This is a genomic window from Cupriavidus sp. C3SS-1, assembly GCF_057073755.1.
Genome location: NZ_CP172699.1, coordinates 2,228,108 through 2,249,537, shown reverse-complemented (window position 1 = coordinate 2,249,537; position 21,430 = coordinate 2,228,108). Strand labels below are relative to the sequence as shown.

Sequence of the window (21,430 nt, the reverse complement as noted above, 5' to 3'; positions counted from 1 at the left end):
GGTGAAATCCCCCCTATGTCCTCCCTGCCTACGTCCCTGACCGGCGCCTCCGCACCCGGAGCGCAGGATTCTGGCGCCGCCAATTCCAGTTCCGGCGCCGGGGCGCAGTCGTCACCATCGCCCTCCCACCCGCCGGCCGCGCTTGCCGCGGCCCACGCCGTGCCGTCGCCTACATTCAGTCCGCTCTACCAGCAGATCAAGGCCCTGATCACGCGCAGCCTGCAATCGGGCGAGTGGAAGCCGGGCGAGATGATTCCCAGCGAAATGGAGCTGGCATCGCGCTACAAGGTCAGCCAGGGCACCGTGCGCAAGGCCATCGACGAGCTCGCCGCCGACAACCTGGTGGCGCGCCGGCAGGGCAAGGGTACCTTCGTCACCACCCACCACGAAGACGTGGTCAAGTTCCGCTTCCTGCGGCTGGTGCCGGACGAAGGGGAGCCGCATTATGGCGCCAGCCAGGTGCTCGAGTGCAAGCGGCTGCGCGCGCCCGCGGAGATTGCCCGGCTGCTCGATATCCGTACCGGCGACAGCGTCGTGCAGATTCGCCGTGTGCTGACATTTTCGGGCGAGTCGACCGTGCTGGACGAGATCTGGCTGCTCGGCGCCAACTTCAAGGGGCTCACGGCAGAGAAGCTGACCGAGTGGAAGGGCCCCATGTACGCATTGTTCGAGGCCGAGTTCGGTACCCGCATGATTCGGGCCTCCGAGAAAATCCGTGCGGTAGCCGCCGACGAGACGGCGGCTACCTTGCTGTCTGTCCCGGTCGGGTCGCCGCTGCTGTCGGTCGAGCGCGTGTCGTATACCTACGGCGACCGTCCGGTCGAGGTGAGGCGCGGGCTGTACGTGACCACGCGCCACTATTACCAGAATGACCTGAGTTGAATATCGGAATATCGCGGCTGCCGGCGGGCCGGGCGCCATGATTATTGCGATATTCGTCATGATGGTTGCGGCTATTGCGGGGCGCGGGTGGTTTTTGCACTTCCCGCATTGCTGTGTGCGATTGTCGGGCGCCGCCTGTCCGGGCCTGATAGCTGAAAATTATTGGTGCGGCGCGCAACAAAGGCGCTAAAATCTCATGGATTTGCCCCAATGCATTCTTTTGCATGCAGGGCAATGGCAGTTTCGTTTTTTGTTTACCGCAAATTGGGGTCTCGCATGGCTGAAGCCGTCAAACAAGCCAGGCCGGAGTTCCGGAATATCGGTGTCTCGCAGATCGCGAAATACCGGTTGCCCTGGGCCGGCAAGGTATCCATCCTGCATCGCGTGAGCGGTGCCTTGATGTTCCTCCTTCTTCCCTTTGTTCTGTACCTGTTTGAGCAGAGCATTACCTCCGAACTGAGCTTCGCAAAGTTCTCGGCGCTGTTGTCCGGTGGCTTCGTCAAGCTGGTTGTGCTGGCCCTGATCTGGGGTTATCTGCATCACTTCTGCGCTGGTATCCGCTTCCTGCTGCTGGACGTGCACGTTGGCGTCTCCAAGCCCGCTTCGGCCAAGTCTGCCATCGGCGTGCTGGTTGTCAGCCTGCTGCTTACCCTGATTTTCGGCCTGAAGCTGTTCGGCCTGTTCTGAGGAGAATCAAGGTGGCAAACAATAATATCGGTCCCAAGCGTCTTGTCGTCGGTGCGCACTACGGCCTGAAAGACTGGCTCGCGCAACGCGTCACGGCCGTGATCATGGTGGTCTTCACCATCGTCCTGGCTATTGCCTTCCTGCTGTCGAACGGCGCTTCGTACGAAGCGTGGGCAGGGCTCTTCTCCAATCAATGGATGAAGATCATCACGTTCCTGACCATCCTGTCGCTGCTGTATCACGCCTGGTTCGGCGTGCGCGACATCTGGATGGACTATGTGAAGCCGATGGCGCTGCGCCTCGTGCTGCAAGTTCTTACGATTCTGTGGCTCGTCGGTTGTGCGGGCTACGCTGCTCAGATTCTCTGGAGGGTGTAATAAATGGTCGCAGTCAAGACTGGATTGCCGCGTCGCCGCTTTGACGTGGTCATCGTCGGTGCTGGCGGCGCCGGGATGCGCGCATCCCTCCAGCTCGCGGAAGCCGGCCTGAACGTCGCCGTGCTGTCCAAGGTGTTCCCGACCCGTTCGCACACCGTGGCGGCGCAGGGCGGCATCGGTGCTTCGCTGGGCAACATGAGCGAGGACAACTGGCACTATCACTTCTACGACACCATCAAGGGCTCCGACTGGCTGGGCGACCAGGACGCCATCGAGTTCATGTGCCGTGAAGCCCCGAAGGTCGTGTACGAGCTCGAGCACTTCGGCATGCCGTTCGACCGCAATGCGGACGGCACGATCTACCAGCGTCCGTTCGGCGGCCACACCGCCAACTACGGCGAGAAGCCTGTGCAGCGCGCCTGCGCCGCGGCGGACCGTACCGGCCACGCACTGCTGCACACGCTGTACCAGCGCAACGTGCGCGCCAAGACCCACTTCTTCGTCGAGTGGATGGCGCTGGACCTGATCCGCGACCAGGACGGCGACGTGCTGGGCGTGACCGCGCTGGAAATGGAAACCGGCGAGGTCTACATCCTCGAAGCCAAGACCACGCTGTTTGCGACCGGCGGTGCCGGACGTATCTACGCGGCTTCCACCAACGCCTTCATCAACACCGGTGACGGCCTGGGCATGGCGGCGCGCGCAGGCGTGCCCCTGGAAGACATGGAGTTCTGGCAGTTCCACCCGACCGGCGTGGCCGGCGCGGGCGTGCTGATCACCGAAGGCGTGCGCGGCGAAGGCGGTATCCTGCGCAACAAGGACGGCGAGCGCTTCATGGAGCGCTATGCCCCGACGCTGAAGGATCTGGCGCCGCGCGACTTCGTGTCGCGCTCGATGGACCAGGAAATCAAGGAAGGCCGCGGCTGTGGCCCGAACGGCGACTACGTGCTGCTCGACCTGACCCACGTCGGTGCCGAGACCATCATGAAGCGCCTGCCGTCGATCCGCGAGATCGGCATGAAGTTCGCCAACGTCGACGCGATCAAGGAACCGATCCCCGTCGTCCCGACCATCCACTACCAGATGGGCGGCATTCCGACGAACTACCATGGCCAGGTCGTGGTGCCGAAGAACGGCAACCCGAACGAAGTGCTCAACGGTTTCTACGCGATCGGCGAATGCTCGTGCGTGTCGGTGCACGGCGCCAACCGCCTGGGCACCAACTCGCTGCTCGACCTCGTGGTGTTCGGCCGTGCGGCTGGCAACCACATCATCGCGCAGAACCTGAAGCAGAAGGAACACAAGCCGCTGCCGGCCGACGCCGCCGACCTCGCGATGTCGCGCCTGGCCAAGCTGCAGGGCACGTCGTCGGGCGAGTACACGCAGGACGTCGCCAACGACATCCGCAAGAACATGCAGTCGCATGCCGGCGTGTTCCGTACGCAGAAGCTGATGGACGAAGGCGTGGAGCGCATCCTGGAAGTGTCGGAGCGCGCCAACAACATCCACCTCAAGGACAAGTCCAAGGTCTTCAACACCGCACTGGTGGAAGCCCTGGAAGTGGCCAACCTGGTGGAAGTGGCCAAGGCCACCATGATCTCGGCGGCTGCCCGCAAGGAGTCGCGCGGTGCACACGCACACAGCGACTTCCCGAACCGCGACGACCAGAACTGGCTCAAGCACACGCTGTTCTACAGCGAAGGCAACCGCCTCGACTACAAGCCGGTGAAGATGAAGCCGCTGACGGTGGAAAGCGTTCCGCCGAAGGCCCGTACCTTCTGAGCACCGCATCGTAGAGAAAACAGGACCCACAGAAATGAAGCGTATTTTCGAAGTCTACCGCTACGATCCGGACAAGGACGCGGCACCTCGCATGCAGACCTACGAGGTCGAGCTCGATGGTCACGAGCGCATGCTGCTGGACGCGCTGGTCAAGCTGAAGAAGCTGGACGAGACCATCTCGTTCCGCCGCTCGTGCCGTGAAGGCGTGTGCGGTTCGGACGCGATGAACATCAACGGCAAGAACGGCCTGGCGTGCCTGACCAATATGCGCGAGCTGCCTGACCGCATCGTGCTGCGTCCGCTGCCTGGCCTGCCGGTCGTGCGCGACCTGATCGTCGACATGACGCAGTTCTTCAAGCAGTACAACTCGATCAAGCCGTTCCTGATCAACGACGAGCCGCCGCCCGAGAAAGAGCGCCTGCAGTCGCCGGAGCAGCGCGACGAGCTGGACGGCCTGTACGAGTGCATTCTGTGCGCGAGCTGCTCGACGTCGTGCCCGTCGTTCTGGTGGAATCCGGACAAGTTCGTCGGCCCGGCCGGCCTGCTGCAGGCTTACCGCTTCATCGCGGATAGCCGCGACCAGGCCACCGGCGAGCGTCTGGACAACCTGAACGACCCGTACCGCCTGTTCCGCTGCCACAGCATCATGAACTGCGTCGACGTGTGCCCGAAGGGTCTGAACCCGACCAAGGCCATCGGCAAGATCAAAGAGCTGATGGTCCGCCGCGCGGTCTGATCCGGCGGAGTTCGCAGTAGAAAGCAGTTGTTGTAAGCGGCGCGTCGGCCTGAGCGGCAATATCAGGCAGGCGCGCCGGAAAGCAGGATGCCATGACCGAGAGTCCCGCCACCATCTTCTCCCACCAGGCCGATCCACACAAACGCGCGCGTCTGCGCTGGCGTGCGCGCCGCGGCCTTCTGGAGAACGACATCATCGTCGAGCGATTTTTCAACCGTTACGAGGAGAGCCTGTCCGACGAGGATGTGGCTTCGCTGAGCACGCTGTTCGAGCTCAGCGACAACGAGTTGATGGACCTGCTCCTTGCCCGCAAGGAGCTCGACGGTGAACTCGACACGCCCCCGATGCAGCGCATTATTGGCCTGCTGCGTTCGGTCTGAGTTTTTGGTCAATACTATTATTCACAGCATTTGAAGGATCCGACATGACGCCGTCCGATGTGAAAGCCACGCTATCGTTCTCCGATGGTTCCCCCAGCGTTGAGCTGCCGATTTACCAGGGCACCGTGGGCCCGGACGTGATCGACATTCGCAAGCTGTACGGCCAGACCGGCAAGTTCACCTACGACCCCGGTTTCATGTCGACGGCTTCGTGTAATTCGAAGATCACCTACATCGACGGCGACAAGGGCGAGCTGCTGTACCGCGGCTACCCGATCGAGCAGCTGGCGCAGAAGTGCGACCACCTCGAAACCTGCTACCTGCTGCTGAAGGGCGAGCTGCCCAACGCCAAGCAGAAGGAAGAATTCGTTGGCCACGTCATGAACCACACCATGGTTCACGAGCAGCTGCAGTTCTTCATGCGCGGTTTCCGCCGCGATGCCCACCCGATGGCCGTGCTGACGGGCCTGGTGGGTGCCATGAGCGCGTTCTACCACGACGCGATGGACATCGACGATCCGCACCAGCGCGAGATCTCGGCCATCCGCCTGATCGCCAAGATGCCGACCATGGTCGCCATGGCGTACAAGTACAACATCGGCCAGCCGTACATCTATCCGCAGAATGACCTGTCCTACTCGGGCAACTTCCTGCGCATGCTGTTCGGCACGCCGTGCGCCCCGTACACCGTGAACCCGGTGCTCGAGCGCGCGCTGGACCGCATCTTCATCCTGCACGCCGACCACGAGCAGAATGCTTCGACCTCGACCGTGCGCCTGGCTGGCTCGTCGGGTACGAACCCGTTTGCCGCCATCGCCGCCGGCGTGGCCTGCCTGTGGGGTCCGGCCCACGGCGGCGCCAACGAAGCCGCACTGAAGATGCTGGAAGAAATCGGCAGCGTCGACAACATCGGCGAGTTCATCAAGCAGGTCAAGGACAAGAACTCGGGCGTGCGCCTGATGGGCTTTGGCCACCGCGTGTACAAGAACTACGATCCGCGCGCCAAGCTGATGCGCGAAACCTGCCATGAAGTGCTGAACGAACTGGGCCTGCACAACGACCCGCTGTTCAAGCTCGCCATGGAGCTGGAAAAGATCGCGCTGGAAGACGAGTACTTCGTCAGCCGCAAGCTGTACCCGAACGTCGACTTCTACTCGGGCATCGTCCAGCGCGCGCTGGGCATCCCGACGTCGCTGTTCACCTGCATCTTCGCGCTGGCTCGTACCCCGGGCTGGATCTCGCAGTGGGAAGAAATGATCACCGATCCGGAATACAAGATCGGCCGTCCGCGCCAGCTGTTCAACGGCGCCGCCACGCGCAACGTGCCGGACGTGGACAAGCGCTAAGCCTTCCACTGCCTGCTGCTGCGCAATGCAGCAAATCGCAAACGCCCCGGCCCGCCGGGGCGTTCGTCTTTCTGGCTCCAGCGCCTTGTGCGATGACGTGAGAGCAGGAAATTGCACGCCAAGTGGTCAGAAGCGCAATTTGTGGAGAATTGTGTCGCAATCTGTCAACTAGGTTCCGCATTTGTTGTGCGATTTTCGCTTCCGGCGGGGAATTTGACCCTATAATGCGGGCTGCTCTGCCGATGGCAGCCGGGCTACCCTCCGGCACGCCGTGCGGCAAGCGGGGCAGGCGACAGCGCTTGCGCAATAGAGAACGCATCAAACGTTGTCTTTCCGAACCATGCTCCCCTGATCCTTCCGGGGGCTGACACATGCCGGGCCCCGCATCTGCTGTCTTCTTGCCGGACCCGTCTGCCGCGTCTCGGACCTGGTTTCCCCTGTCGTCCGCGGTGTGTAGTTCGATTGCGCAGGTCATGCTGTCTCTGCCCGTATGACCACAAAACCAATCGAGGAGCACCCGATGACGCTTTCCCGCCTTACGTCCATTTCGCTGGCCGCCGTGCTGGCTACCCTTGGCGCTGCCGCCAACGCCGAAACCGTGAAGATCGCCATTGCCGGCCCGATGAGCGGTTCGGTTGCCCAGTATGGCGACATGGTCAAGGCCGGTGCGCTGACCGCCATCGAACAGATCAACGCAGCTGGCGGCGCCGGCGGCAACAAGTTCGAAGCGGTGCTGATGGACGACGCCTGCGAGCCGAAACAGGCCGTGGCCGTGGCCAACAAGATTGTCAGCCAGGGCATCAAGTACGTGATCGGCCACGTCTGCTCGGGTTCGACCATTCCGGCTTCGGACATCTACGAGAACGAAGGCATCGTGATGGTCACGCCGTCGGCCACCGCGCCGCAGCTGACCGAGGCCAAGAAGCGCAAGTTCATCTTCCGCACCATCGGCCGCGACGACCAGCAGGGTCCGGCTGCCGCCCAGTACATCATCACCAAGGTCAAGCCGAAGAAGGTCGCGGTACTGCACGACAAGCAGTCGTACGGCCAGGGCATCGCCACTTCGGTGAAGAAGGACCTGGACGCCGCCAAGATCCCCGTGGTCGTGTTTGAAGGCATCAACGCCGGCGATTCGGACTACTCGGCCGTCATCACCAAGCTGAAGTCGCAAGGCGTGGACTTCGTGTACTTCGGCGGCTACCACCCGGAAATGGGCCTGCTGATGCGCCAGGCGCGCGAGCAGGGCGTGAAGGCCACCTTCATGGGTCCCGAAGGCGTGGGCAACAAGGACGTGACCGCGATTGCCGGTCCGGCCTCCGAAGGCATGCTGGTGACGCTGCCGGCCGACTTCTCGGCCGATCCGGCCAATGCCGGCCTGGTGAAGGCTTTCGCCGACAAGAAGCGTGACGCCAACGGTCCGTTCCAGATGCCGGCCTACGCCGCCGTCAAGATCGTTGGCGACGCCATCGCCGGCGCCAAGAGCACCGATCCGGCCAAGGTCGCGGCGTACATGCACAAGAACGCCTTCCAGACCCCGATCGGCAAGGTCGAGTACGACGACAAGGGCGACCTGAAGTCCTTCAAGTTCGTGGTCTACACCTGGCACAAGGACGCCAGCAAGACCGCCGCCAACTAATCCGGGCATTTCCTTCGCCGGCATCCCGCGCCCCCACAAGGGGCGGCGGGATGTTCCGCTATCGGGCTTCGATTTCCTGAGGCTTCCCCCATGAACGAATTTCTTCCACAGTTCACCCAGCAGCTGGTCAACGGCCTGACGCTGGGTGCGATCTATGCGCTGATCGCCATCGGCTACACGATGGTCTACGGCATCATCGGCATGATCAACTTTGCCCACGGCGAGATCTACATGATCGGCGCCTACGTGGGCCTGGTCACACTGACCGCTATCGGCGTGCAGGCCGGTTATCCCTTGCCGCTCGTGCTGGGTGCCGCGCTGCTGGTATCCGTCCTGGTCACCGGCTGCTATGGCTTCGCGGTCGAGCGCGTGGCGTATCGCCCCTTGCGCGGCGGGCCGCGGCTGGTGCCGCTGATCTCGGCCATCGGCATGTCGATCTTCCTGCAGAACTATGTGCAGATCGGGCAGGGCGCACGCGACGTGTCCGTGCCGATCCTGATCTCGGGCGCCATCGAGTTCCAGATGGGCGGCGACTTCGTCGTCACCGTACCGTACTCGCGCCTGCTGATCGTCGGCGTGACGCTGGTGCTGATGATCGCGCTGACCCTCTTCATCGGGCATTCGCGCATGGGCCGCGCCTGCCGCGCCTGCGCCGAAGACATGCGCATGGCCAACCTGCTCGGCATCGACACCAACCGCGTGATCTCGTTCACGTTCGTGCTCGGCGCGATGCTGGCCGCGGTCGGCGGCGTGCTGATCGGGCTGACCATCGGCAAGCTCAATCCGTTTATCGGCTTTATCGCCGGCATCAAGGCGTTCACGGCCGCGGTGCTCGGCGGCATCGGCAGCATCCCGGGCGCGATGCTTGGCGGCGTGCTGCTGGGGCTGGCCGAGACTTTCGCCTCCGGCTACATGCCGGCCGAATACAAGGACGTGGTGGCATTCAGCCTGCTGGTGCTGGTGCTGCTGTTCCGCCCGACCGGCCTGCTCGGCAAGCCGGACGTGGAAAAGGTCTGAGGGGGAACGCGACATGACAAACCGGACTTCTGCAATGCCCGCCGGGCAATCCCTGAAGAATGCGGTGATGGCCGCCGTGATGACGGCCATCCTGACCATTCCCGTCCTTGGCCTGCAGCTCAAGCTGGAAGGCTACAAGGTCGTGCTGGAGCCGCACTGGCGGCCGGTGTGGATCGCCGTGGCGGCGGTCTTCCTGTTCCAGCTGTTCAAGCCGCTGCTGACGCGCGCGGGCAATGCCGTGCGCCTGCCGGCCATGCCGCAGCTCGGCGTGGGGCAGCAGCGCGCAGCGGTGTGGGTGCTGCTGGCCGTCGGCCTGGTGTGGCCGTTCTTCGGCTCGCGCGGCGCGGTGGACGTGGCCACGCTGGCGCTGATCTACGTGATCCTGGGGCTGGGCCTGAACATCGTGGTCGGCTTTGCCGGCCTGCTGGACCTGGGCTACGTGGGCTTCTACGCCGTCGGTGGCTACACCTACGCGATGCTGAACCAGTACTTCGGGCTCAGCTTCTGGGAATGCCTGCCGATCGCGGCGGGGATGTCGGCCACCTTCGGTTTCCTGCTCGGGTTCCCGGTGCTGCGCCTGCGCGGCGACTACCTGGCTATCGTGACGCTGGGCTTTGGCGAGATCACCCGCCTGCTCGCGCGCAACCTGACCGAGTACACCGGCGGCCCGGACGGCATCTCCGGCATTCCGAAACCGACCGTGTTCGGCTTCGAGATGGCGCGCAGCGCCAGCGTGGAGGGCGCACGCACGTTCCACGAGCTGATCGGCCTGGACTACCAGGGCGAGCACATGGTGATCTTCCTGTACCTGATCGCGCTGCTGCTGGTGGGCTTTACGCTGTTCGTCACCAGTCGCCTGATCCGCATGCCGATGGGCCGTGCCTGGGAAGCGCTGCGCGAAGACGAGATCGCGTGCCGTTCGCTGGGCCTCAACCCGACCCGCATCAAGCTGTCGGCGTTCACGCTGGGCGCGGCCTTTGCCGGCATCGGCGGCGCGTTCTTTGCGGCGCGCCAGGGGCTGGTCAACCCGGAATCGTTCACTTTCATCGAATCGGCGCTGGTGCTGGCCGTGGTGGTGCTGGGCGGCATGGGCTCGCAGCTGGGCGTGATCCTGGCGGCGATCCTGCTGACCGTGCTGCCCGAAGTGGCGCGCGGCTTTGCCGAGTACCGGATGCTGATTTTCGGCCTGGTGATGGTCCTGATGATGATGTGGCGTCCGCAGGGCCTGCTGCCCGCGAGCCGTCCGCACGTGGAGTTGCCGCGATGAGTGCCAATGCAGAATTGCTGAAGGTCTCCGGCCTGCAGATGCGCTTCGGCGGCCTGCTGGCGGTGGATGGAATCGAATTCGACGTGAAGCGCGACGAGGTCTTCGCGATCATCGGCCCGAACGGCGCCGGCAAGACCACGGTGTTCAACTGCGTCGGCGGCTTCTACAAGCCGACGGCGGGCGAGGTCACCATGGACGGCCACGCCATCGCCGGCCTGCCGAGCCATATGGTGGCGCGCCACGGCCTGGTGCGCACGTTCCAGAACATCCGCCTGTTCAAGAACCTGACGGTGGTGGAGAACCTTCTCGTCGCGCAGCACCTCCAGGTGCAGGCCGGCCTCCTGCGCGGGCTGTTCGCCACGCCGGCCTACCGCCGCGCCGAGCGCGAGGCGCTGCAGCGTGCCGCTGACTGGCTGGAGCGCATGGGCCTGACCAAGGTCGCCAACCGCGAGGCCGGCACGCTGTCATACGGCCACCAGCGCCGGCTGGAGATCGCGCGCTGCATGATCACCAAGCCGCGCCTGCTGATGCTCGACGAGCCCGCCGCGGGCCTGAACCCGCAGGAGAAGATCGAGCTGTCGCAGCTCATCGACCAGCTGCGCAAGGAGTTTGGCATCGCCGTGCTGCTGATCGAGCACGACATGAGCCTGGTGATGGGCGTGTCGGACCGCATCCTGGTGATGGAGCACGGCAAGCCGATCGTGATCGGCAAGCCCGACGAAGTGCGCAACGACCCGCGCGTGATCAAGGCCTACCTGGGAGAGGACTGATGCTGAAGCTGGAACAGGTCCATACCCACTACGGCGCCGTGGAGGCGCTGTCGGGCGTATCGATCGAAGTCAACAAGGGGGAGATCGTCACCCTGATCGGCAGCAATGGCGCCGGCAAGACGACGCTGATGATGACCGTGTGCGGCTCGCCGCGCGCCTCGAGCGGCCGCGTGCTGTTCGAGGGGCAGGAGATCACCGGCCGCTCCACGCACGAAATCATGCGCATGGGCATGGCCATCTCGCCCGAAGGGCGGCGCGTGTTTCCGAGCCTGACGGTGCTCGAAAACCTGAAGATGGGGGCGTTCTTCGCCAAGCGCGATGAAATCGAGGCGGGCATCGAGCATGTGTTCAAGCTGTTCCCGCGGCTGAACCAGCGCTCGGGCCAGCGTGCCGGCACCATGTCGGGCGGCGAGCAGCAGATGCTGGCGATCGGCCGCGCGCTGATGAGCCGGCCGCGCCTGCTGTTGCTGGACGAGCCCACGCTTGGCCTGGCGCCGCTGGTCATCGCGCAGATCTTCGACATCATCCGCACCATCCGGCAGGAGGGCGTCACGGTGTTCCTGGTCGAGCAGAATGCCAACAAGGCGCTGCAGGTGGCCGACCGCGGCTACGTGCTGGAAACCGGCAAGGTCGTGCTGGCCGATACCGGCGCCAACCTGCTGGCCAACGACCGGATCAAGGCGGCCTACCTGGGCGGCTGATCCTGCTCCCCTCGTTCCCATGCGGGAGCGAGGGGGCAAAAGTGCTTTCGCCATCCGCGAAGGCCCCCTTTCGCCAATCGCGGCGCAGCGCAACGCTGTGCCGGGGCCGGCTGGCGCTGGTCCCGTGGCATAATCGCTTGAGAAGTCAAGCATCGCAAAAGCGCTCGCTTCGGGCGGCTTCCGGCGTCATTATCGCGGTTGTCGTCACGGTGTCCTGCCCTCCGGCAACGAGGCGGGCGGACAAGAAAAGATCCCTGCAAACCACTACGCGGCACCGCGCCATTTCCACCGGAACTGGACGCTGGCCGCCCCCTGCATCATGGCCAAGACGCTCTACGACAAACTCTGGGATGACCACACCGTCCACGTCGAGGAAGACGGCACCACGCTGCTCTACATCGACCGCCACCTGCTGCATGAAGTCACGAGCCCGCAGGCGTTCGAAGGCCTGAAGATGGCGGAGCGCCCGGTATGGCGCATCAGCGCCAACCTGGCGGTGTCGGACCACAACGTGCCGACGACCGATCGCACCCAGGGCATCGCCGATCCGGTGTCGAAGCTGCAGGTCGATACGCTGGACGCCAATTGCGACAGCTTCGGCATTACCCAGTTCAAGATGAACGATCATCGCCAGGGCATCGTGCACGTGATCGGGCCGGAGCAGGGCGCGACGCTGCCGGGCATGACGGTGGTGTGCGGCGATTCGCATACGTCCACGCACGGCGCCTTCGGCGCGCTCGCGCACGGTATCGGCACGTCGGAAGTCGAGCACGTGCTGGCCACCCAGACGCTGCTGGGCAAGAAGGCCAAGAACATGCTGGTCAGCGTGGAAGGCAAGCTGCCGCGCGGCTGCACCGCCAAGGATATCGTGCTGGCGATCATCGGCAAGATCGGCACGGCCGGCGGCACGGGCTACACCATCGAGTTCGCCGGCTCGGCGATCCGCGACCTGACCATGGAAGGCCGCATGACGGTCTGCAACATGGCCATCGAAGCCGGTGCGCGCGCGGGCCTGGTGGCGGTGGACAACGTCACGCTCGAATACGTGAAGGGCCGCCCGTACGCCCCGCAAGGCGTGGAGTGGGAGCAGGCCGTGGGCTACTGGCGTACGCTGCACTCGGACGCCGGCGCCAAGTTCGACCAGGTGGTCGAGCTGCGTGCCGAAGAAATCCGCCCGCAGGTGACCTGGGGCACTTCGCCCGAGATGGTGGTCAGCATCGAAGACCGCGTGCCGGACCCCGAGAAGGAAAAGGACCCGACCAAGCGCAACGCCATGGAGCGCGCGCTCGAGTACATGAACCTCCAACCCAACGTGCCGATCGAGAGCATCAACGTTGACAAGGTGTTCATCGGCTCCTGCACCAACAGCCGCATCGAAGACATGCGCGCCGCCGCGTGGGTCGTGCAGAAGCTGGGCCGCAAGGTGGCGTCCAACGTCAAGCTGGCGATGGTGGTGCCCGGTTCGGGCCTGGTCAAGGAGCAGGCCGAGCGCGAAGGGCTGGACAAGGTGTTCAAGGCCGCGGGCTTCGAATGGCGCGAGCCCGGCTGCTCGATGTGCCTCGCCATGAATGCCGACCGACTCGATCCGGGCGAGCGCTGCGCATCCACGTCGAACCGCAACTTCGAAGGCCGCCAGGGCGCGGGTGGACGTACGCACCTGGTGAGCCCTGCGATGGCGGCTGCCGCCGCCATCGAAGGCCATTTCGTCGATATCCGCAAGCTGGGTTGAGGACGCGATGAAACGGATCCTGATCGCAGTGCTGGCATGCCTGGGCATGCTGCAGCTGGCCGGCTGCAATACCATGGCCGGCCTGGGCAAGGACACGCAGGCCGCCGGCAGCTCGCTTGAGCGCGCGGCCAAGAAGTAAGGAAAGAGACATGGACAAGTTCACCGTACACAGCGGCCTCGTGGCTCCGCTCGACCGCGAAAACGTCGATACCGACGCTATCATCCCGAAGCAGTTCCTGAAGTCGATCCAGCGTACCGGCTTCGGCCCGAACCTGTTCGACGAGTGGCGCTACAAGGACGTCGGCGAGCCTGGCATGGACAACAGCAAGCGTCCCCTGAACCCGGACTTCGTGCTGAACCAGCCGCGCTACCAGGGCGCGTCGATCCTGCTCGCGCGCCGCAACTTCGGCTGCGGCAGCTCGCGTGAACACGCACCGTGGGCGCTGACGCAATACGGCTTCCGCGCCGTGATCGCGCCGAGCTTTGCCGATATCTTCTTCAACAATTGCTACAAGAACGGCCTGCTGCCGGTGGTGCTGAGCGAGTTGCAGGTCGACCACCTGATCAACGAGACCAACGCCTTCAACGGCTACAAACTGACCATCGACCTGGACAAGCAGGCCGTGATCACGCCGGGCGGCGATGCCTACAGCTTCGACATCGCCCCGTTCCGCAAGTACTGCATGCTGAACGGCTTCGACGACATCGGCCTGACGCTGCGTCATGCCGAGAAGATCAAGGCGTATGAAGCCGAGCGCGTGGCAAGGATGCCGTGGCTGAACAACCGCCTGGTCGGCTGAGCGCGGCAGCAAAAATCAAACGAGGAAAACAGCATGAAGATCGCAGTCCTGCCGGGTGACGGCATCGGTCCGGAAATCGTTGCCGAGGCCGTCAAGGTCCTGAACGCCCTCGACGAGAAGTTCGAGATGGAAACTGCCCCGGTGGGCGGCGCCGGCTACGAGGCCGAAGGCCATCCGCTGCCGGAAAACACGCTGAAGCTCGCCCAGGAAGCCGACGCCATCCTGTTCGGCGCCGTGGGCGACTGGAAGTACGACAGCCTGGAGCGCGCGCTGCGCCCGGAGCAGGCCATCCTGGGCCTGCGCAAGCACCTGCAGCTGTTCGCCAACTTCCGCCCGGCCATCTGCTACCCCGAACTGACGGGCGCATCGAGCCTGAAGCCGGAACTGGTGGCGGGCCTCGACATCCTGATCGTTCGCGAACTGAACGGCGACATCTATTTCGGCCAGCCGCGCGGTGTTCGCGAGGCGCCGGACGGCCTGTTCAAGGGCGCGCGCGAAGGCTTCGACACCATGCGCTACAGCGAGCCGGAAATCCGCCGCATCGCGCACGTCGCGTTCCAGGCCGCGGCCAAGCGCGGCAAGAAGCTCTGCAGCGTGGACAAGGCCAACGTGCTCGAGACCTTCCAGTTCTGGAAGGACATCGTGATCGACGTCAGCAAGGAATATCCGGACGTCGAGCTGTCGCACATGTATGTCGACAACGCCGCCATGCAGCTGATCAAGGCGCCCAAGAGCTTCGACGTGATCGTGACCGGCAACATGTTCGGCGACATCCTGTCGGACGAGGCTGCCATGCTGACCGGTTCGATCGGCATGCTGCCGTCGGCATCGCTCGATGCGAACAACAAGGGCCTGTACGAGCCGTCGCACGGCTCGGCGCCGGACATCGCCGGCAAGGGCGTGGCCAATCCGCTGGCCACCATCCTGTCGGCCGCGATGATGCTGCGCTACTCGCTGAACAAGGCCGAGCAGGCCGATCGCATCGAGAACGCCGTCAAGAAGGTGCTGGCGCAGGGCTATCGCACCGGCGACATCCTGACGCCGGGCTGCAAGCAGGTCGGCACGCGTGAAATGGGCGAAGCCGTACTGGCCGCTCTGTAAGTCACAATCCGGGAAAGGCGCTGCATTGCAGCGCCTTTTCTTTTATTTGTCCTGATTTCCCACGCTGCGGCAGCGCCGCAAAATCGTGTAGACTCTGTGGATGGCCCGATTTTCCCAGTCCACCCTGACTGCTGTTGCTGCCCTGACCGCTACCCGCGGCCCGGTCGGCACGATTTCGCTCGGCCAGACCGCAACGACGATTAAAACTATTATTAAAACCGCGATCGCCTAGATCCGTTCGTCGTGCCTGCCCGTCTTCCCCGCGCAGCCACGCCGGGCGAGGAAAATGGCGGGGAAGTAAAAATCACATCCGAGGTAAATCATGATTGTAGGTCTCGTCGGTTGGCGGGGAATGGTCGGCAGCGTCCTGATGCAGCGCATGCAGGAAGAGCGTGATTTCGACCATATCGAGCCCGTCTTCTTCAGCACGTCCAATGCCGGCGGCAAGGCGCCCGCCATGGCCAAGAACGAAACCACGCTCAAGGATGCCAACGACATCGAGGCACTGAAGAAGTGCGACGTGGTGCTGACCGCCCAGGGCGGCGACTACACCAATGAAGTCTTCCCGAAGCTGCGCGCGGCTGGGTGGAAGGGCTACTGGATCGACGCGGCTTCGTCGCTGCGCATGAAGGACGATGCCATCATCGTGCTGGATCCGGTGAACCAGGGTGTGATCAAGGATGCGCTGTCCAAGGGCGTGAAGAATTTCATCGGCGGCAACTGCACGGTCAGTTGCATGCTGATCGGCCTGGGTGGCCTGTTCCAGGCCGACATGGTCGAATGGATGACGTCGATGACCTACCAGGCAGCCTCGGGCGGCGGCGCGCAGCATATGCGCGAGCTGCTGACGCAGTTCGGCACGCTCAACGCTTCGGTCAGGCCGCTGCTGGACAATCCGGCGTCGGCCATCCTGGAAATCGACCGCCAGATCCTGGCGACGCAGCACGGCCTGTCCGCCGAGGAAACCAAGCAGTTCGGCGTGCCGCTGGCCGGCAACCTGATTCCCTGGATCGACAAGGACCTGGGCAACGGCCAGTCGAAGGAAGAATGGAAGGGCGGCGCCGAGACCAACAAGATTCTGGGCCGCGGCGAAGGGTTCCTGGGCGCGACCGGCGCTACGCCGATCGCCGTGGACGGGCTGTGCGTGCGCATCGGCGCCATGCGCTGCCATTCGCAGGCGCTGACCATCAAGCTGCGCAAGGATGTGCCGCTGGACGAGATCGAAAGCATGCTCGCCGAGGCCAACCAGTGGGCCAAGGTGGTGCCGAACACGCGTGAAGCCAGCATGACGGACCTGACCCCCGCTGCCGTGACCGGCACGCTGACCATTCCGGTCGGCCGCCTGCGCAAGATGCAGATGGGTGGTGAGTACCTGTCCGCCTTCACCGTGGGCGACCAGCTGCTGTGGGGCGCGGCCGAACCGCTGCGCCGTATGCTGCGCATTTTGATCGAGTCCTGATCCTCCGGAACCGACCTTTCGGGACCTGGCGGCTATCGTTGCGGCCAGGCAACAGAAACCCCGGATCAGCCTGTGACGCCGCGCCCCTGCGCGGCGTTGTTACATCTGAACGCCTATTTCCCCGGGGGATGGGTCACAATACGTCGGCATGCGCCTGCGTGCCGGCCTTCGTGTCGGCACTGCGCGCAATCTGGCGACGGGCGCACAAGAATGCCCGCTAGCCGGAGCGAATGCTTTGGGGTCGGGTTTCTATCGCTACTAAAACCATAACGGAGCACAAGGTGAGTGTGAGCCAACATCGCCGGAAAGATGCGCCAACCGTCCGTCAGCGCTGGTCAACGCTGGCCGTTACGGCTATCGGCCTGCTGCTTGCGCAGCCGGCTGCCTATGCCGCGGGGTTCGGGCAATTGCGGGTTCAGTCGAATCTGGGTCAGCCGCTGCAGGCCGAGATCGACATCAGCGGGGTGAGTGCAGAAGAGGCAGCAGGGCTCAGCATCAAGCTGGCCCCTCCGGCGGCATATGCCCGCGCGGGGCTGACCTATGTGCCGGCAGTGAGCAGCCTGCGGCTTGACATCGAGCGCCGCGCCAATGGCAGCTACGTGGCCAAGGTCCGGTCCAGCCAGCCGATCAGCGAGCCATTCGTCGACATCCTGGTCGACATGAGCTGGTCCAGCGGCAAGGTGTCGCGGGCCTATACATTCCTGCTTGACCCCGCCGGGGCCAAGCCTTCCAACCAGAGTTTCTCGCCCGCGACGGTCGTGCAGGCCGCCACGCCGGACGCGTCGCCGGCCGCCGCACCGGTGTCGGCACCGCCGCAGCCCGCCGTCGCGCAGGGCACGCAGCCGGCTGCTCCGGCTCCGGTCCCGGTGGCCAAGCCCGCGAGGCAAGCTGCCACGCACCGCGCCCAGCCAGCACAGGCTGGCGCCGACGCAGCGGCAGGCGGTGCGTACACGGTCAAGCGCGGCGACACGCTGTCGTCGATCGCCGGCGATGCCCTGATGGATCAGGAGGGCGTGTCGCTGGACCAGATGCTGGTCGCGCTCTACCGAAACAATCCGAATGCCTTTATCGGCGGCAACATCAACCGCCTGAAATCCGGCACCGTGCTGCAGGTGCCTTCGCGCCAGCAGGCACAGTCGGTGGCGCCCAAGGCTGCCCGCCGCGAGGTGGTTGCGCGCACGCAAGGCTTTGACGCCTACCGGAGCCGCCTGGCGGGTGCCGCCGCGGCCAAGTCGGTCGAGCCGGACAGCGGTCGCCAGCAGTCTGGCAACGTCACCGCACGCGTGCAGGACCAGGCCGTGCCGGCCGCGGGCCCGCAGAACGAACTCAAGCTGAGCAAGGCCGAGCGCTCGGGCGCGGCCAGTGCCGCGGCGCAGGCCGAAGCCAGCGTCGCGCGCGAGCGGCAGTTGAAGGAAGCCGAGAGCCGTCTGGCACAGCTCGAAAAGAACGTCGGCGACATGCAGAAGCTGATCGAGCTGAAGAACAGCGAGATCGCCAAGCTGACACAGGCCAACCAGGCAGCATTGGCCGACAAGGACAAGGCCGAGAAGGCGGCGGACAAGGCCGCGAAGACGGAAGCCAAGGCGCCGAACGTGGTCGCAGCCGAGCCGCCGAAGGCGGATGCGCCGGCCGAAGCCACGCCAGCCACGCCGGCCGCAACCGCGGCACAGGCGACCGCCAGTGCGGCGGCAGCTCCGGCCGCGGCGGCGGCCACTGCAACGGCGGCCGCCTCGGCGCCGGCCGCGGCGGCCAGCGCTGCGCAGGCCGCTGCCCCGGCGTCGGCCCCGGCCGTCAGGCGTCCGCCGGTCGTGGTGCAGGCACAGCCCGCTCCGGAGCCGTCGTTCCTCGACGGCCTGCTGGCCAACCCGATGCTGTTGCCGGGCGGCGGCCTGCTGGTCGCGCTGCTGGGCGGCTATGCAATCTATCGCCGCCGCCAGCAGCAGAAGACGGCCGATAGCGGCGCCTTCGGTGACAGCATCCTGTCGCAGGAAAGCACCGTGATGGCCGGCGCCAATTCGCTGTTTGGCGCCGCCGGTGGCCAGAGCGTGGACACCTCGCAGCACAGCGTGTTCGGTGCCGATTTCCGTATCGGCAACAACATGCCGGAGGCCAGCGAGGTCGACCCGATCGCCGAGGCGGAAGTCTATATCGCCTACGGGCGCGATGTGCAGGCAGAAGAGATCCTGCGCGAAGCGCTCGAGAAGGATCCGGAGCAGCAGCCGATCAGGCTCAAGCTCCTGGAGATTTACAGTAATCGTCAGGATGTGGAAGGTTTCCGCGTGATTGCAGAAGAGATGTTCGCCCAGACCGGTGGACAAGGCGCGGAATGGCTCAAGGCCGCGGAAATGGGGCGCGCACTCGATGCGGGCAATGCGTTGTTCCTGTCGGTGACGCCGGATACCAGTGGTGGTCCAGAAACGGCCACCGCGCCGGGCGATCAGTGGCGCACGCAGGATCCGTCGCAGAACCCTGCCGCGGCGCCGCGCGAAGCCTCGCTGGCGGACTTGGCCCTGCCGCTCGATGCCTTCCCGGCACCGGCGGCCGGCGACCCGATCGTGGCGCCGGAATCGGCCGCACTGGTGTTTGGCGATACCGCCATTCACGCGGACGAGTCGCTTGAACCGGCTGGGAAATTCGACGATGGCCTGGACCTGACGCTGCCGGTTACCGGTGACGACGCCCTGGCGGACGTGCCGCGCCTGGACACGCCGACGCGCTCGCGCGGATTGGATTTCGACATGTCGGGCATCTCGCTCGACCTTAGTGCCGGATCCACGGCCGAAGCGCGCAGCGACGCCGAGGCCGCTACGCCGCTGCCGTCCCCGACCATGATCCGTGACGGCAAGCTGCCCGAGCCGATCGATCTGGCCGCCATTGGCATGAGCGACAGCGGCGCGGACACCACGCCGGGCGTCTCGCCGAGCACGCTGTCGACGGACGGCATTGATGGCGGGCGCGATATGCAGATCAAGCTCGACCTGGCCCGCGCCTACATCGAAATCGGCGACAAGGAAGGCGCGCGCGAACTGCTGCAGGAAGTCGTGGAGCAGTCGCAGGACGACCTGCAAGCCGAGGCGCGCTCGCTGCTGCTCGAGGTCGCCTGAGTTATCATCGACGGTCCGGGCAGGCGGCATGCTTGCCGCGGCCCGAAGCGATGCGCCGGAAGCGTCCCTTCCGGCGCATTTGTTTTTGTCGGCCCCCTCGATTGGCGGGCCAGTCTTCCGCGCCATGAACCGCATCGCCATCGGCCTCCACTACGACGGTGCAGCCTTTTCCGGCTGGCAGTCGCAGCCCCATCGCAATACCGTGCAGGACCACCTCGAGGACGCCATCGAGCGCTTCGCCGGCGTGCGCCTGCTGACCACCGTGGCGGGCCGCACCGATGCCGGCGTGCATGCGCTGGGCCAGGTGATCCACCTCGATACCACGCTGAACCGTGAAAGGTTCTCGTGGGTGCGTGGCGTCAATGCCTTCCTGCCGCCTTCGATTGCGCTGCAGTGGGCGCTTCCGGTCAGTGAGGACTTTCACGCTCGCTTTCTCGCATTCGAGCGCATGTACTACTACGCGCTCTACACCGGGCCGCACCGCGTGCCGCTCGCGCATGGGCGCGCCGGGTATCTGATGCTGCCGCCGGGCCAGCGGCTGGATGTGGATGCCATGCGCGAGGCTTCCCGGTGCCTGCTGGGCGAGCATGATTTTTCGTCGTTCCGCGCCGCCGAGTGCCAGGCCAAATCGCCGGTCAAGACCATGTACGACGTGACGCTGAAGGCGGACGGCAACTGGACCTTCGTGCGGTTTCGCGCCAGTGCCTTCCTGCACCACATGGTGCGCAACCTGATGGGTTGCCTGGTGGCGGTGGGGCGGGGGCGTTACCCGGCGCACTGGCTGGGCGAGGTGCTGAACGGGCGCGATCGCAAGCTTGCCGCACCGACGTTCATGCCCGACGGCTTGTACCTCGCGGACGTGAAGTATCCTGAGGCTTTCCAGATTCCGGCGGCCGACTCGTCCGCCAGCCTGTTCCACGGAGTGTTTCCCCATGACGCAGCCTGAGCGCACCCGCATCAAGATCTGCGGCCTGACGCGCGAGGAAGACGTGCGGGCCGCGGTCGATGCCGGCGCCGATGCCATCGGGCTGGTGTTCTATCCGCCCAGCCCGCGCTACGTCGACCTGGCGCGCGCCGCCCAGCTCGCCGAAGCCGCCGGGCCGTTCGTCTCGGTGGTGGGCCTGTTTGTCAATGCCGACATGGAAGAAGTGGCCCACGTGGCCGAGCGTGTGCCGCTGACGCTGCTTCAGTTCCACGGTGACGAGAGCCCGCAGGACTGCTCGCAGATTGCGCAGCGCTGCCGCCTGCCTTTTCTGCGCGCGGCGCGTGTGCGGCCCGGTCTCGATTTGATAGAATTCGCCGATCAATACCGTGATGCCGCTGGCCTGCTGCTGGATGCCTTCGTCGAGGGCTATGGCGGCGGCGGCCACGTCTTCGACTGGACCCTGATTCCTCCGGCATGGCTCGCTTCCAACCATCCGTCCCATCCGTCCACCCGCAACCCGAACGCAAGCGGCGCTCCTCGCATCGTTTTGAGTGGTGGGTTGAACGCGCAAAACGTCGCTGGCGCGATTGAACGCGTGCGGCCCTACGCTGTGGATGTCAGCAGCGGCGTCGAGGCCGCCAAGGGCGTGAAAGACCACGCCCGCATTGCCGCGTTCGTGCGCGCTGTCCGCAGTGCCGAGGCCGGATGAGGCGAGTCGCAAGATCGCCGCT

Annotated in this window: 20 protein-coding genes; all 20 read left to right on the top strand. The window is 64.9% G+C overall.

Annotated elements, in window-relative coordinates; all coding sequences use genetic code 11:
• Positions 1 to 15: 15 nt before the first annotated feature.
• The 20 genes from ACIGJC_RS10460 to ACIGJC_RS10365 all read left to right on the top strand — a co-directional run bounded on the left by ACIGJC_RS10460 (position 16) and on the right by ACIGJC_RS10365 (position 21,408).
• Positions 16 to 882: a GntR family transcriptional regulator gene (locus tag ACIGJC_RS10460; protein ID WP_483708707.1), complete on the top strand. Its 867-nt coding sequence runs from the start codon at positions 16 to 18 to the stop codon at positions 880 to 882.
• A 276-nt stretch (positions 883 to 1,158) separates the two neighbouring features.
• Positions 1,159 to 1,569, top strand: a complete 411-nt coding sequence (gene sdhC, locus ACIGJC_RS10455) for a succinate dehydrogenase, cytochrome b556 subunit (RefSeq protein WP_483708706.1) — start codon at positions 1,159 to 1,161, stop codon at positions 1,567 to 1,569.
• Between the two features lie 11 nt (positions 1,570 to 1,580).
• Entirely contained in the window at positions 1,581 to 1,946 is a 366-nt protein-coding gene (gene sdhD / locus ACIGJC_RS10450; RefSeq protein ID WP_483708705.1) for a succinate dehydrogenase, hydrophobic membrane anchor protein, read from the top strand.
• Between the two features lie 3 nt (positions 1,947 to 1,949).
• Entirely contained in the window at positions 1,950 to 3,728 is a 1,779-nt protein-coding gene (sdhA, locus tag ACIGJC_RS10445) for a succinate dehydrogenase flavoprotein subunit (protein WP_483708704.1), read from the top strand.
• Positions 3,729 to 3,762: 34 nt separating this feature from the next.
• Complete coding sequence (locus ACIGJC_RS10440; RefSeq protein ID WP_211948961.1) at positions 3,763 to 4,464, top strand: succinate dehydrogenase iron-sulfur subunit; 702 nt, start codon at positions 3,763 to 3,765, stop codon at positions 4,462 to 4,464.
• A 92-nt stretch (positions 4,465 to 4,556) separates the two neighbouring features.
• A complete protein-coding gene (locus ACIGJC_RS10435) occupies positions 4,557 to 4,844 on the top strand; it encodes an FAD assembly factor SdhE (protein WP_483708703.1) in 288 nt (95 codons plus the stop codon).
• 44 nt (positions 4,845 to 4,888) lie between these two features.
• Positions 4,889 to 6,190 carry a citrate synthase gene (gltA, locus tag ACIGJC_RS10430; protein ID WP_483708702.1) on the top strand — a complete coding sequence of 434 codons (1,302 nt, stop codon included), beginning with the start codon at positions 4,889 to 4,891 and terminating at the stop codon, positions 6,188 to 6,190.
• A 520-nt stretch (positions 6,191 to 6,710) separates the two neighbouring features.
• Positions 6,711 to 7,826 carry a branched-chain amino acid ABC transporter substrate-binding protein gene (locus ACIGJC_RS10425; protein ID WP_483708701.1) on the top strand — a complete coding sequence of 372 codons (1,116 nt, stop codon included), beginning with the start codon at positions 6,711 to 6,713 and terminating at the stop codon, positions 7,824 to 7,826.
• Positions 7,827 to 7,916: 90 nt separating this feature from the next.
• Positions 7,917 to 8,843: a high-affinity branched-chain amino acid ABC transporter permease LivH gene (gene livH, locus ACIGJC_RS10420; RefSeq protein WP_483708700.1), complete on the top strand. Its 927-nt coding sequence runs from the start codon at positions 7,917 to 7,919 to the stop codon at positions 8,841 to 8,843.
• Positions 8,844 to 8,856: 13 nt separating this feature from the next.
• Positions 8,857 to 10,110: a high-affinity branched-chain amino acid ABC transporter permease LivM gene (locus tag ACIGJC_RS10415; RefSeq protein WP_483708699.1), complete on the top strand. Its 1,254-nt coding sequence runs from the start codon at positions 8,857 to 8,859 to the stop codon at positions 10,108 to 10,110.
• On the top strand, positions 10,107 to 10,880 hold the full coding sequence (gene livG / locus ACIGJC_RS10410; RefSeq protein WP_483708698.1) for a high-affinity branched-chain amino acid ABC transporter ATP-binding protein LivG: 774 nt from the start codon (positions 10,107 to 10,109) through the stop codon (positions 10,878 to 10,880). The genes ACIGJC_RS10415 and livG overlap by 4 nt, the downstream gene beginning before the upstream one ends.
• The gene (locus ACIGJC_RS10405; protein ID WP_483708697.1) at positions 10,880 to 11,581 is read left to right on the top strand and encodes an ABC transporter ATP-binding protein; all 702 of its coding nucleotides are present in this window, start codon (positions 10,880 to 10,882) and stop codon (positions 11,579 to 11,581) included. Before livG ends, ACIGJC_RS10405 begins: the two co-directional genes overlap by 1 nt.
• A 319-nt stretch (positions 11,582 to 11,900) precedes the next feature.
• A complete protein-coding gene (gene leuC / locus ACIGJC_RS10400) occupies positions 11,901 to 13,310 on the top strand; it encodes a 3-isopropylmalate dehydratase large subunit (RefSeq protein ID WP_483708696.1) in 1,410 nt (469 codons plus the stop codon).
• A 7-nt stretch (positions 13,311 to 13,317) separates the two neighbouring features.
• The gene (locus ACIGJC_RS10395) at positions 13,318 to 13,449 is read left to right on the top strand and encodes an entericidin A/B family lipoprotein (protein WP_483708695.1); all 132 of its coding nucleotides are present in this window, start codon (positions 13,318 to 13,320) and stop codon (positions 13,447 to 13,449) included.
• A 10-nt stretch (positions 13,450 to 13,459) separates the two neighbouring features.
• Complete coding sequence (gene leuD, locus ACIGJC_RS10390) at positions 13,460 to 14,110, top strand: 3-isopropylmalate dehydratase small subunit (RefSeq protein ID WP_483708694.1); 651 nt, start codon at positions 13,460 to 13,462, stop codon at positions 14,108 to 14,110.
• A 33-nt stretch (positions 14,111 to 14,143) separates the two neighbouring features.
• Positions 14,144 to 15,211, top strand: coding sequence for a 3-isopropylmalate dehydrogenase (gene leuB / locus ACIGJC_RS10385; RefSeq protein ID WP_483708693.1), 1,068 nt, complete (start codon positions 14,144 to 14,146; stop codon positions 15,209 to 15,211).
• A gap of 322 nt (positions 15,212 to 15,533) precedes the next feature.
• Positions 15,534 to 16,670, top strand: a complete 1,137-nt coding sequence (gene asd, locus ACIGJC_RS10380) for an aspartate-semialdehyde dehydrogenase (RefSeq protein ID WP_483708692.1) — start codon at positions 15,534 to 15,536, stop codon at positions 16,668 to 16,670.
• A gap of 281 nt (positions 16,671 to 16,951) precedes the next feature.
• Positions 16,952 to 19,774 (top strand): motility hub landmark protein FimV, encoded by a 2,823-nt coding sequence (locus ACIGJC_RS10375; protein WP_483708691.1) that lies wholly within the window; start codon positions 16,952 to 16,954, stop codon positions 19,772 to 19,774.
• Between the two features lie 124 nt (positions 19,775 to 19,898).
• Positions 19,899 to 20,720 (top strand): tRNA pseudouridine(38-40) synthase TruA, encoded by an 822-nt coding sequence (gene truA, locus ACIGJC_RS10370; protein ID WP_483708690.1) that lies wholly within the window; start codon positions 19,899 to 19,901, stop codon positions 20,718 to 20,720.
• Positions 20,707 to 21,408: a phosphoribosylanthranilate isomerase gene (locus tag ACIGJC_RS10365; RefSeq protein ID WP_483708689.1), complete on the top strand. Its 702-nt coding sequence runs from the start codon at positions 20,707 to 20,709 to the stop codon at positions 21,406 to 21,408. Before truA ends, ACIGJC_RS10365 begins: the two co-directional genes overlap by 14 nt.
• Positions 21,409 to 21,430 lie beyond the last annotated feature (22 nt).